Origin of the sequence: Corynebacterium sp. CCUG 69979, from assembly GCF_024454095.1 — a bacterium.
GTDB classification, from domain to species: Bacteria; Actinomycetota; Actinomycetes; order Mycobacteriales; family Mycobacteriaceae; genus Corynebacterium; species Corynebacterium genitalium.
On record NZ_JAGPZA010000006.1, the window covers coordinates 1 to 12,089 of the forward strand.

Annotated in this window: 14 protein-coding genes and 1 pseudogene; 8 read left to right on the forward strand and 7 right to left on the reverse strand. The window is 59.3% G+C overall.

Annotated features, from left to right (window positions below):
* A partial coding sequence (locus KBX18_RS05015) for a Fic family protein (RefSeq protein ID WP_255995073.1) occupies window positions 1-1,543 on the reverse strand: 1,543 nt, incomplete at its 3' end.
* A gap of 7 nt (window positions 1,544-1,550) precedes the next feature.
* Window positions 1,551-1,808, reverse strand: a complete 258-nt coding sequence (locus KBX18_RS05020; RefSeq protein WP_255995074.1) for a hypothetical protein — start codon at window positions 1,806-1,808, stop codon at window positions 1,551-1,553.
* Between the two features lie 108 nt (window positions 1,809-1,916).
* Here KBX18_RS05020 and KBX18_RS05025 point away from each other — a divergent pair.
* Window positions 1,917-2,111, forward strand: a pseudogene (locus KBX18_RS05025) (IS3 family transposase); the annotation flags it as partial.
* A complete protein-coding gene (locus tag KBX18_RS05030) occupies window positions 2,060-3,145 on the forward strand; it encodes an IS3 family transposase (RefSeq protein WP_255995144.1) in 1,086 nt (361 codons plus the stop codon). The pseudogene KBX18_RS05025 and the gene KBX18_RS05030, both read left to right, overlap by 52 nt.
* 22 nt (window positions 3,146-3,167) lie before the next feature.
* Here KBX18_RS05030 and KBX18_RS05035 read toward each other — a convergent pair whose 3' ends face one another.
* Window positions 3,168-3,734 carry a hypothetical protein gene (locus KBX18_RS05035; RefSeq protein ID WP_255995075.1) on the reverse strand — a complete coding sequence of 189 codons (567 nt, stop codon included), beginning with the start codon at window positions 3,732-3,734 and terminating at the stop codon, window positions 3,168-3,170.
* Between the two features lie 420 nt (window positions 3,735-4,154).
* Window positions 4,155-4,466: a hypothetical protein gene (locus KBX18_RS05040; protein ID WP_255995076.1), complete on the reverse strand. Its 312-nt coding sequence runs from the start codon at window positions 4,464-4,466 to the stop codon at window positions 4,155-4,157.
* A gap of 133 nt (window positions 4,467-4,599) precedes the next feature.
* Here KBX18_RS05040 and KBX18_RS05045 point away from each other — a divergent pair, with 133 nt between their 5' ends.
* Window positions 4,600-4,863 carry a hypothetical protein gene (locus KBX18_RS05045; RefSeq protein WP_255995077.1) on the forward strand — a complete coding sequence of 88 codons (264 nt, stop codon included), beginning with the start codon at window positions 4,600-4,602 and terminating at the stop codon, window positions 4,861-4,863.
* Window positions 4,864-5,059: 196 nt separating this feature from the next.
* Here KBX18_RS05045 and KBX18_RS05050 read toward each other — a convergent pair whose 3' ends face one another.
* A complete protein-coding gene (locus tag KBX18_RS05050) occupies window positions 5,060-5,329 on the reverse strand; it encodes a type I restriction-modification system subunit M N-terminal domain-containing protein (protein ID WP_255995079.1) in 270 nt (89 codons plus the stop codon).
* A gap of 102 nt (window positions 5,330-5,431) precedes the next feature.
* Window positions 5,432-6,106, reverse strand: coding sequence for a GAP family protein (locus KBX18_RS05055; RefSeq protein WP_255995080.1), 675 nt, complete (start codon window positions 6,104-6,106; stop codon window positions 5,432-5,434).
* A 75-nt stretch (window positions 6,107-6,181) separates the two neighbouring features.
* Between KBX18_RS05055 and KBX18_RS05060 the strand changes: the two genes are divergently transcribed.
* The 4 genes from KBX18_RS05060 (at window position 6,182) to KBX18_RS05075 (ending at window position 10,017) form a co-directional block, all read left to right on the forward strand.
* The gene (locus tag KBX18_RS05060) at window positions 6,182-6,754 is read left to right on the forward strand and encodes a TetR/AcrR family transcriptional regulator (RefSeq protein ID WP_255995081.1); all 573 of its coding nucleotides are present in this window, start codon (window positions 6,182-6,184) and stop codon (window positions 6,752-6,754) included.
* A gap of 118 nt (window positions 6,755-6,872) precedes the next feature.
* On the forward strand, window positions 6,873-7,034 hold the full coding sequence (locus tag KBX18_RS05065; protein ID WP_255995082.1) for a hypothetical protein: 162 nt from the start codon (window positions 6,873-6,875) through the stop codon (window positions 7,032-7,034).
* 101 nt (window positions 7,035-7,135) lie between these two features.
* Window positions 7,136-8,356: an ATP-binding protein gene (locus KBX18_RS05070; protein WP_255995083.1), complete on the forward strand. Its 1,221-nt coding sequence runs from the start codon at window positions 7,136-7,138 to the stop codon at window positions 8,354-8,356.
* A gap of 53 nt (window positions 8,357-8,409) precedes the next feature.
* Window positions 8,410-10,017, forward strand: a complete 1,608-nt coding sequence (locus KBX18_RS05075; protein ID WP_255995084.1) for a sodium:proton antiporter — start codon at window positions 8,410-8,412, stop codon at window positions 10,015-10,017.
* Here KBX18_RS05075 and KBX18_RS05080 read toward each other — a convergent pair.
* The gene (locus KBX18_RS05080; protein ID WP_255995085.1) at window positions 9,953-11,107 is read right to left on the reverse strand and encodes a glycosyltransferase family 87 protein; all 1,155 of its coding nucleotides are present in this window, start codon (window positions 11,105-11,107) and stop codon (window positions 9,953-9,955) included. The two genes, KBX18_RS05075 and KBX18_RS05080, sit on opposite strands and share 65 nt — an antisense overlap.
* 401 nt (window positions 11,108-11,508) lie before the next feature.
* Here KBX18_RS05080 and KBX18_RS05085 point away from each other — a divergent pair, with 401 nt between their 5' ends.
* On the forward strand, window positions 11,509-11,742 hold the full coding sequence (locus KBX18_RS05085) for a three-helix bundle dimerization domain-containing protein (RefSeq protein WP_005288070.1): 234 nt from the start codon (window positions 11,509-11,511) through the stop codon (window positions 11,740-11,742).
* The last annotated feature ends 347 nt before the right edge of the window (window positions 11,743-12,089 follow it).

Consider the following 12,089-nt stretch of genomic DNA (forward strand, 5'->3'; position numbering starts at 1 on the left):
CGGCATAGTCCTGCCGCTCTTGCAGCGCGCGCTCAAAGGCGCGACGGGCATCATCACGCTGACCCTTGGCCTCGGTGAGGTCTGCTTCGGCGTGGTCAACCGCGCGCTGATAGTGCGCGATCTTTTCTTCATCGTGGGCCTTGGAGCGCAGCCGCGCCAACCCGCTGCGCTCCGACGCTGAGCGCTGTGCGTCGTAAAGATGGCCCTTGGCGGTGCTGTGGGCCTGGTCGAGGTCGTTGTAGCGGTCCTGCGCGTCAGCAAGTTCGCCGCGCAGCCGCTCCACTTCAACCGTTAATTCATCCAGGCCGTCTTCGGTGGCAGGCTCGGTGACATCACGAGTCCAGTCCACCAGACGCTGCCGCGTCTCATCGAGCCAGTCAATCAGTTCACGGTCAGCTCCGCGCGTGACAGGTGGCCGTAGCCCAACGTCGTCGGGCCTCGCCCCAGTAAGGTCGACCTCGTTGCGCAACCGCCAGGCGATGACCGCCCCAGCTTCTTCGACGCCACCGAGATTGAACACAGCGGTCGGCATGAGATCACGCGGGTCGACGCCGCGTGCGAGAACGTCGCGCCACGCGGCGCGCACTTTCTGCCTGCCCTCATCAGTAAGCGTGTCGGCGGCATCGGCGTCAAGCGCGTCCCACCATCCGTCGAGCTGACGGTCAATGAAATCCGCGGTGGCCATGTCCAGGCCATAGCGATACAGTTTCTCCAACCGTTCGCGGCTGGTGGCGTACTGCTCAGCTTCGGTGCGAATGTCAGTCGCAGAGCGTTGCCGGTTATCGCGCGCGATCGCCCGGCAGACAACATCCCGTGTCTTGCCGGTACCTGCCGGCCCGACGCCACATGCGACCAGGGTGCCTGACTGGACGAGATGTTGCGCGAGGGCAATCACGTCAGCGGAAGGTTGGTGATCCAGTGAGCTGGATTCTTCCTGTGGGGATGCAATCTCTCTATAGACCTCTTTGAGCGGTTCCGCGGTGAGGTTGAGCCCGCCAGGATCGAGAAATGTATCGGCCGAGGCTTGGTTCCATTGCTTATCGCCGACCAAAGAGAAGTCCAATTCCACACCGTGCTCAGCGGCCAGATCGGTCATGAACACGCGAGATGCCCGCCCGTTTCCTTCTCGGAACGGGTGGGCAAAGTTCAGATCAGTGTGGATGGCTGCGAGCTGATCAACTGTTGCTGAATAATCAAGGTTGTTCCAGGGGGTGCGGTTGATCTTCCCCTGGAGCTGGCGCATGTACATGCCCATGCTGGCGTGATCACCAAACGAGTGGCCACCTTTGCTCATGTTCACATCGCGGAACTGGCCTGCCCAGTCGTAAATACTTCCGAGGAGAGATCCGTGGATGAACTGGAGCTTTTCTTGCGCCGTTGCACCTTCAATCGGGATGTCCCCAGAGATGAGGTCTTCGTAAATCTCACCGGTGATCTCGTATTCAATCTCGGCGAGTGCATCTTCATCACGCTCGTTGAACTTGTTCTGGAGAACATGTGTGCCGGGATAGAAAAAACGATCCCACGCGGCATTTCCTGCCACGGGGGATCTACTTGCTGCGCGCGCGGCGAGCACGCACTCGATCGCAGATCGCCTGCGCTCGCTCAGACGTCATTTGACCGTGCTCTCGAGGCCCGACGATGTCCGCGACGTTCTCCTCAGTAGGTCGCCAGCCCTCGAGGACACCACTGTGCACGGCCTCCACGACAGAGCGCAGACGCTTGCCCTCCAGACCGCGCAATGCGTTAGGAAACGCGGCCTTGTAGCCCTCAACACCACGCAAAGTGCTGTAGTTAACAACAGTCATAATCGGTTCCTCAATTCATGCTTAACGCCTTGCTTTTATAGTTTACATTTTACCATAAATGAAGTGTCCTGGGTTTAGTTCCGATCGTTTCTAGAGGAGGATTGGATCATGCCTAGGAAGTTCAGTGACGAGTTCAAGGACAAGGCGGTGCGGTTAGCCGAGGAGCTCGTTGAGCTTGAGGGGTGTTCGAAGTGGGCGGCGGCGGAGGAGATCGGCGAGAAGCTCGGCGTCTCGGCGCACACGCTCAACAACTGGTTGAAACCTGTCAAAGCGTCCCCCGACGTTCAGCGGAGCACTGGCGAGTCGGTCGACGACGAACTGAAGCGTCTGCGGCAAGAGAACAAAGAGCTGCGCAGGTCAAACGAGATCTTAAAGACCGCTTCAGCTTTTTTCGCAGCGGAACTCGACCGTCCCACCAGAAGATGATCGAATACATCGACACGTATCGCGATCGCTTCGGGGTCGAGGCCATCTGTCGCACATTGAAAGAGACAGAGTGTGGGTTTATCACCTCTCGCGGCTACCGAGCAGCGAAAACACGAGCCCCGTCAGCCAGGAGCTTGTCAGACGCGCTGCTTATCCCCGAATTGGTGAAAGTCTTCGAGGACAACTTCAGCGTCTACGGGGTACGCAAGATGTGGAAGGCCATGCAGCGCGCCGGCTGGGACATCGGTCGTGATCAGACCGCCCGGTTGATGAAACTCGCCGGCATCCAAGGCCGCAGAAGGGGCCGCACTCCGATCACAACGCTTCGGACTGATGTCCCGGATTGTCGTCCTGATCTGGTCAATCGTGACTTCACCGCGTCAGCGCCGCACCGGCTGTGGGTCGCTGACATCACCTACGTGCGTACCCTGTCCGGGTTTGCGTACACCGCGTTCATCACCGATGCGTACTCCCGCAAGATTGTCGGGGTTGCCACCAGGGCGAGCATGCGCACCGATGAGCTGCCTTTGGAGGCTTTTGAGCACGCTGTTTATCACGCAGGTGATCTTCGTGCTGAAGGACTTGTCCACCACAGCGATCGCGGCTCGCAGTACGTGTCCATTCGTTACAGTGAGGCACTTGCTCAAGCTGGGATCGATCCGTCCGTTGGCACCGTCGGCGATTCCTACGACAACGCGTTGGCGGAAACGGTCAACGGTCTCTACAAGACCGAGCTGATCTATCCCCACCGGCCGTGGGCGTCGGTTGGGGAAGTCGAGATCGCGACCCTTCGCTGGGTGTACTGGTGGAACAACCACCGCCTGCACGAGTCATTGGGATACATCACCCCACAAGAGATGGAAGACGCCTACTATCAACAATCACACGCCCACCCGTTGGGCGTTCAATAAGCGGAACGAAAACCAGGACGCTTCAACTGCGCACAAGTTCACTTGGGGTGGTGCCTTCGACTTCCTCGGCATACGCCTTGGTCGGGTTCAGCCGCAGTGACCAACCAACCTCCCGCCCTAGTTCGGCGTAACGCGAGGCTCGTTGCTGGCGCTCTTGCTGGGCTGCCGCCGATTGGTCAATCTTGGACAACGTGTCTTCCAGCAGGTCTCGCCGTGCAGTAATTTCTCGCAACCGGTCCGCGTGAAGAAATGTGTCTTCGTCTTCGGGGGATGCGAGTTGGCTGGCCTTGATACGGGTCTTGGTGAGTTGCTCGTCGACTGTATCTACCAGATGAGGCAGGTTTTTCACGAAGTTTTCGACACGCCTCATCGCGCCATACTCGCCAGAATTGGGAGGGCCGTCAAAGGTGGGTAGGCCGAGATCACTGGTGGAAATAGACAGTCTTTGTGCCAGAGCTTCGGTTGGAACCTTCAGGTTGGCCGGAGTGATCGACGCCGATGAGTTCGAAGGTGTGTAGGTAGCCTGGAACTCGATTCCGGCGATGCTGACAAGCGGAACTTGCGTGGTTGAGTCGTGAGAGGCCAGCACATCCCGCAGGGTAGAGACCATTTTGCCGGTGGCCTCGGCGCGGTCGCTTGTTGGAGGTTGGCCAGGTAGGGTCCACGATTTGTCCTTGCTTTCCGACCACGTGTGCGCCTGTTCAACTAGCGGGCCTGGCTTGGAATGATGGAGATGCAGCCGGCTGCTGCGGTGTGGATCGTGGAATCTCATCGGAAGAATCGGCGAGAATTTCGGACAGCTGCATCTGATTGTCGTTTCGCTTCAGCTTGCGTTTCTTGGCCACGAGAATCTCCTAAACCGGTGCGATCGGTACAAAATCTAACGACTATCTTACGAAAAACTTTGGAATATTTTAGGTTCAGGAGACGGTGCTGAATAGGGGCGCTGCAGGAAAGAGATGTGGCTCCACGGCGAACCGTGGAGCCACATCGTCGTGTGAGTGAATAGCTACCAGCCGTCTTCCCCAGCTTCGACCTTACGGTCGATCAGAGCGCGGATCGGCTCGTTGTACCACTCCTCCAAGATCTCCTCTTCCGCCAAGCGCACGGCTTGGGAGTGGCAGCGTGCAGTGGCCTCGCTAGGTACCCAATGGTTGTCGCCATTCTGCTTGCTCCACTGCGCGATGAGTCGCGAGAAGTGAATGTCGCATCGCTCTCCGACTGCTTCAAGCGCTTCCTGGAAAGCTGCTTGTATCGTTGCGTCATCTGTAGGTCGGCCAAGTTCCTCGTGTGCCGCTCGAATCGTCTCTCGGGAAATCATTGGTGCACCCTTCTCGTGTCGTGGTTTTAGCTACAAGTATGGCAGGCGGTGCCGTGGAGCGGTAGGTGGCAGGATGCGCCGCACGCACTTTACGTCTGTTGGCCGAAGGTCTTTATCGGCTTGGCTCTAAGGAATGCCTGAGCTGCGAGAGCTGCTGTCTGACGAGGTCATCCTCGGTGGTGACGGGCGCGTGCCAGGGGCATTGCCGCCCTCAGAAGTCATTGAGGATATGCAGATCACCAACGCCGACCCGGAGGCTATCGCTGCGTATGAAGCCGGTGCAGGAACCTCGACCGTATCCCCAAGCGATGCGCTCGAACAGCAAGAGCCGGCCATCGAGCCGGCGCAGCTTGCCGTCGAGCAAGAAGTCGAGCTGCACGACGCCCCCACGCTTTAGCGCGAGTATGTGCGCTAGAGCATGGGGCGTCCTCTCGTGCTGGGTTCAATCAGTTGATCAATTCGGGGTCAGTCCTGCTTGTGATAGGCGGGAGGAGCTTAACTCCTTCGGTGATAGCTGACCTCTGCACTTGCGTGCTCGACGATTTCCAGAACGCGGTTCTAGAAGTGCTTGGCTGCACGGAGCAAGCTGAGCGCTAAACACGACTGATAGAGGCAGATCGTGTTGCCGGAGACCTCCGCCAAGGTCTGAGCTTGATGCTCCCAACGGGCTTTCCGCGCAACCCAGAACACGTTCTTTTCCAGGTGGGCATCGCAGTCCTCGAGCTCCTCAAGGATTTCCTCTTTAGTGGTGCCTTCCTCCTCGAGCTCGCTTCTGACCTCGTGGCGCGTGCATCGAAAGCGTCGGTGACGTACTTGAGGAAGACAAGGCCAAGAAGGATCTCTTTATATTGGGAGGCCTCCATGGAACCGCGCAGTTTGTAGGCAGCCTTCCACAGCGTGTCCTGGAATACCTACGTTCGCCCCTACTTCGAGGACGGCAAGGCGATCGACCAGCCGCGCGGGCACTAGCGGATAGCGCCCACGCTGTGGATGACCATGTAGATGCCGACGATGGCCGCGATCCACAGCAGAGTCACCTTGGTTTCGTATTGCAGGCGGGGGATGGCCTTCTCGAGGCGCGGGAAGAACTTCTGCCCCGCCACGAGGGCAATCATTGCCAGAATCACCGTCGGCGCGATCATGACGCCGCAGTAGGCGGCGATCGCTAATAGCTGTCCAGCCATAGGCGTATCCCAGTCGCTGATGATTCCCATTGCTGCGATGTAAGGAAGCATGGTCGCCGCTTCCGTCAGTGAAGCTCCTAAACCCAAGATGATCATTTTGGGCAGGCTGGTCCGGATGGGCTTGTTCAGCCGCTTCGGCAGTTCGCCCGGCGCGGGTTTGACCGGGTCGGGGCCGAAGGTTCCGTAGATGGCCAGAATCGCGCCGAGGATCAGTGTGATCCACGGAAAGACGGGGGAATCGGTGATTCGTTCTACGTAGGCGCTCAGGCCGGTGAACCCCAGCAACATGGCGACTCCGAGGGCGAAGTACACCGCCGCGACGGTGAGCAGGTACGCGGCGAGTGCCGGCACGCGAACCGACCGCCACATGACGATGAGTGCCAACGGGATGACGAGTGTGCCGCTGCTCAAGCTGTCGAGCAGGGCCAAACCAACGAGCGGAATGAGGGAGTGCATGATGGAGAACCTTCTCTGTCGTACGAACGTATTAATCCCTTACGAACGTACGACAGACTAAGCTTGTGTGCAACCATGAATGATTTTTCGCTGGACCACCAGTTCTCGGCATCGTCCGCTGCCGTCGCCGATGCGACCATTAGGATCATCGCTTCCCGCGGCCTCGACGCAGTGAGCGTGCGCGAAGTAGCCAAAGAATCTGGTCTCGCTGCGGGCTCCGTGCAGTACCACGCCCCGAACAAGGAGATCCTGCTCGCGCACGCGTTCATTCGCTCCATTCAGCGGCAGACGGCTCGCGTGGACGAGGCGCCGATCCCCAACGATGTATTCGAGGCCTGGGTTGTCCGACTCTCTGAGTTACTCCCCCTCGATGGTGAGCGTCACGAGGATGCGGCGATCTGGGTCACCTACGGCTCAGCGTCGGCAACGCGCGACTGGATAGCCGACCTTTACAGTCAGGTGCTTCGTGATTTCCAGCAAGGAGTCGTGGCTGAGCTGGGTGACAAGGACAACGCCGAGCGCAAAGCACGGCTCATTACCGCGATGGTGAACGGCTTGACGATTGACAACCTGGGGGCTGACGAAGCGGAGGCGGATCGTGTTGTCGGCGACCTCCGCGAAGGTCTGCGCTTGATCCTCGGCGTCTAGAGCTCTTTAACTATCGTCGGGTGCATGGAACCGCAGACTGAAATTTTCGTCCACCACCAGTGCCCTCATTGCGCCAGCGTCATCGAGCAGTTCAACGCCGACCCGGCTCAGTTCGGGGATGCCGCTCTCCTCGACATCACCGACATCCGCAATCTTCAAGACCTTCCTCGGATACCGCGACACCCTGGCGGGGTACGAAGAGATTACTGAGCAGGGGAAGATCGGTGTGCCGTCGAAGGTCATCGACGGCACAAATGTCGAGTTCTTCGACGAGGTGTAACTGTCCAAAATTTCGAAATGCCAAGTGAAACCGTTTCGAAATGCCAAGTGAAACCGTTTCAGAATGCCAAGTGATCCAATCTACCTGCTACGATGGTGCTCATGAGCGGCAATTATCTTCCCCGTCTGGCTGACGGTGAGTTGGAGCGGGCTCTCCGCCGTCAAGGAGGGGTTTTGATCCAGGGGCCTAAGGGCTGCGGAAAGACTGAAACTGCCAAGCGCCAAGCAATGAGCTCGCTCAACGTTGAGACGGACCCAGCGGTGCTCTTGGCAATGGAAACCGATCCTCGTCTGCTTCTCGAGGGCGAAACGCCGCGTCTCATCGATGAGTGGCAGATCGAGCCGCGCTTATGGGATTTCGCCCGTCACGCTATCGACGACCGTCAGGCCAAGGGCCAGTTCATCTTCACTGGGTCGACGGATCCTGGTGCTAGTGCGACCCGCCACTCAGGGGCTGGGCGTTTTGCGCGGTTGAATATGTCGACGATGACACTTTTCGAATCCGGAGAGTCCGACGGATCCGTCTCTTTGGAAGCTGTCGCAACCGGTGATTCAATTCCTTTCGTCCAACCGACGCTCACCCTGCAACAGTTGGCGGAACGGGTGTGCCGCGGAGGTCTGCCGTACAACGTGGGTCTGCGACTGGATGAAGCGCTGGAAAACGTGAGGGATTACGTCACCACGGTCGGAGAAGTAGACATCCGCACCGTCGACGGAACGAACAGGGATCCCCAGCGGGTCAAGAGGGTTATCCGCTCGTTGGCGCGCGGGATTGGGACAGAGTTGGAGTTGCAGACGATTGCGACCGATGCTGCATCTTCCCGCGAGACGACGCGAGAGTATCTGGACGCGCTGGCGAGCATTTTCGTTGCTGTAGATCAGCCCGCTTGGTTCACGCATCTCCGTTCCAAAGCAACGCTGCGAAAAGCGCCGAAGCGGCATCTGGCGGACCCGTCATTCGCAATGGCCGCCTTAGATCGCGGGCCCGAGCATCTGCTTCGTGACAGGGCATACTTCGGCCAACTTTTTGAGTCCTTAGTCGTTCACGAACTGCGAGCGTTCACAGGCCGTGAGGTTTACCACGCCAGGTTGAACACCAGACGTGAAGTCGATGCCATCGCCAACGTTCGAGGTAGGGATGTGCTCGTGGAGGTCAAGTTGGGTTACAGTCCGGAGGTCATCGAGCAAGCCGCAGATTCGTTGAAGCGATTTGCGGACCACTTGGAGGAAGAACCAGCCCTGGTGATTATTACCTCGGGGGGTCGGGCTCTTCGACGAAAGGACGGAGTGGCGGTAGTGCCGATCGGTGCTCTGGGTCCTTAGGCACCTTCATCAAGGTTGAGAGGAATGTCCCACCCCTCCGCTACCATGAGCGCGTGACCATCCTTCTTGCCATCATCGGTCTCCTTCTCGCCACTGCCCTTGTCGCCGCGATCGGTGAACGCACCGGGCTGCCGTGGTCTGCACTGTTGACCATTGTTGTTGCGCCGGTGCTGTTCATCCCAGGTATTCAGACGGTGAGCCTGGATACAGACCTCATTTTGCCGATCTTCATTCCACCGCTGCTCTGGTCGCTTGCTCGCCGGACGAGCTGGGGCATGATCCGCGCACAAGTGCATGTGGTGCTTGTGATGTCGGTGATGTTGGTCTTCCTCACCATCGCGGCATTGACAGCAACAGCGATGTGGCTCATGCCGGGCATCGGCCTCGCTGCGGCAATGGTGCTGGCTGCGGCGATCGCCCCGCCGGACCCGGTGGCTGTCGACGCGGTGGCAGGTTCGGCGGGCATCCCCAAACGCATCACCGGCACGTTGGAAACTGAGGGCCTGTTCAACGACGCTGCCTCCATCGTCGCGTTCAATGTCGCGCTCACCGCGCTCGTCGCTGGTGGGGACGTGGATTTCAGTGAGGGCGCGCTCAAGTTCCTCTACTCTGCTGTCGTGGCTGTGGTCGTTGGCCTGATCGCCGGCCGTTTGGCGGCGTTGTTCGTCAATACTGTCCACGATTCTCTGATCCGCAGAGCGTTCACGTGGGTCTTGCCGTTCGCGATCTTCATTGCGGCGGAGGAAATTCATGCGTCGGGTGTCATCGCCATCGTGATCGCGGCAGTGGAAATGAGCTCGCGCGCCTCGTTCACTGCCGAGGATCGTCTCTCCGGCAACGCATTCTGGGAGACCATCGAGTTGCTGTTCACCGGCCTCGCGTTCGGTCTCATCGGTATGAGCGTGCGCGACGCCATTGATGATGCCGGAACCATGGTCGTGGAGGCCATCTGGATTGGATTCGTTCTCTCCATCGTCGCCTTCGCTGTGCGTTTCGCCTGCATGTGGGTGCTGTACCAGTTCAAAAAGCGGATGAACCGAACCGATGTGGCACCGTTGCGCATGCAGGAAGTGCTGCTCATGACCTGGGCCGGCATGCGCGGACTGGTCACCCTGGCGCTGGTGCTCTCCATTCCAGCGGGCACGACCAAGTACCACTACGAGTTCTCTGTCATCGCCCTGAGCGTGTTGACCTTCACCATGGTCATTCCAGGGTTGCTCCTGCCGTGGCTGGTGGGCCACATGGACCTCGAGAATGGTCCCGATGCGCACGGTGACCGGGTCAACGCCGAGCTCAACAAACGCGCCTACACGGCCGCCCGACGAGCAATCCAAGAACACGGCCCAGATCTCGCGCCCGAGTCTTACGAGATGGTGCAGATATGGCTGGGCGAGTTCGCGGAGCGGAGGCACGTGGACCCGGAGGGGGCGAAGGAACGTCGTCAAGCATTTGCTCGGGCGCGGAAAGCCGCAGCTGAATTGCAACGTATCGCTCTCCAAGCGGCGAGTGAAGAGCTGCAGAAGGCGCGCGACGAACGACGCTACAACCCTGCCGATGTCGACGCAGTGCTCGACGAGATCGACCGGCTAGTGATCGCTAGCGAGCGTGATGCCCTGGCATCTCCGGGGCAGATGGTCGCGTGGCAAAAGCCCACGCCGTGACGACGAAGGGGAGAGCCAGGAACATCAGCGGCGGCAGCGAGTGCAGGATCAGGCTGTCGGATGGCCACGTCGGATTGGCGAAGATGACCGACATGAGCAGCCACATCGCCGGCCAATGCATGGGGGATTGCGGTCTGGCCACGGTGAGAACCATCGGCAGCAGCCAGATCGAGTAGTAGGTCTGCAGTAAGCCGCTGGCCATGAAGCCACCGGCGAAGCAGACACCAAGCGTGACGAAGGCCCACATGACCTCGTCGACATCTCGCCAGCGCCAGAGCTTGACGACGGCTGCGAGCGTGGCCGCAACAACTAACAGTGTCAGCAGCGTGACTACCCACTCCGGCCAGCCGAACATGATGCCCAGGCCAGCGACGGAGCCGTTGAAGCGGGGGCGGGGCTCCGATAGATAAGGCACCAGGTTGGTGAAAAACAGCTCTGGCTGTGCAATGGTGAACCAGCCAATAGCGAACAGGACCGCGCAGGTGACCGCGGCGACAACGACCACCGCTGCTTGGAACAGCAGAACCGAGATGATCATGAGCACGCCGAACTGCGGTTTCACAGAGATCGCAAGGCCTGCGACGATGCCCGCCACGTACGCTTCCGGGCGGGCGAAATGCTCTTTCCAGTTGGCCCCGCGCAGGCGCAACGAGCACCAGACGAACACCACCATGAGCAGCAGCAAGAACCCATTGATGTTTGTCAGGGACAACGTCGCGCGAACCGGTTCCGGGGTGAAGAACACGACCGTCACTATGAGTGGGAAGACGTAATGGAAGTGGCGTTTGGCCACCATCCACGTTGCTAACGCCAGCGCCGCGATGATGCACAGTGCGCCAAGGGCCAGCATGACTAACCGGCCAGTGGACTCATCGCTGAAGACGCCGATCGGGGCGATCACCACCGTCCCGGCGGGCGTGTACAGGTAGTGCGGCATGTCGATCGTGTAGTCCGAGGCGAACACCGTCTGCCCAGCAAGATATTTGCGTGCTGCAGTCCACACCGGCGTGAAGTCAGTGCCGGGATTTTGGAAGGGGACGGTCACGGCCGCGTGGAGGAGCGCGAACAGCATGGTTGCATACAGAAGCACGGCCCAACGAGGGCCTTCCAGGGCTATGGCCAGGCGGTTTCTGGTCGTTGTCGACACAAAAGGAGACTAACACGGCAACTGCGCCGGGCCGGGGACCTGAAATGCGAATGCCAGGTTAACAAACCGGATTGTTGGGTCGCGTCAAAGTTAACCCATGGTGAAGTCGGTTGATGGGGCAACAATGCGCGTCGGCGTGTCGCGCCTTTTATGCTGGTAAACGGCGTGAGAATAGGTTGATATGGACCAAAGCTTGACTCCGACCAACTATCTGCTAAAGTTAACGGCAGGTTAACGCAGAGGGAACGAGAAGTTCACTTTGAACCTCGCCCGAGGAGGTCCCCCTCCACGGGCAGAACACATTCAACTTCATGGCAATCGCAAAAACTTGAAAGGAGGATGCCATGATCGCAATCAAGAACATTTCCCAGGACCTGCACGCCCGCTTCGGCGGTGCCGTCGACGCCGACGTCATCGACGCAGTCTTCGCAATGGCACTGGCTGAGCACATGGACCGTGCAACGGTGACCAAGTGGATCCCGGTTCGCGCAGAGCGCGCCGCTATCGCGGAGCTCACCAAAATCGCTGACGGCACCCTCGACGCCGCTATGTACGCGGACGCCGCGCTTGCCGCATAACCCCCTCTAGCTAACGAAGAGTTAGCACCCGAATGGCCCCGCTTCGGCGGGGCTATTCGGCATTTCTAGGCGGGGGTAGGCTCCATTTCCTGAAAGGTGTCTTACCTGTTCAGGGTGGACCGCACTGGGTGGGGGGCGTTCCTGGCCCCTACGCGGCCCCCGCTGGATCCTCATGACCAGTCTGCGCTGCGAACTCCCTTGGGTTTTGCGGGGTCCGGTGACGCCAAGTGGGGCCAGAATACTGCTCGCTGTTTTCCGGAATACTGCTCAAGTAAACATGCAGGTCAAAAACGTGCGGTTTGGTTTATGTGGTCGAGCAGTATTCCGGGGCCTGACGGATTGCACTC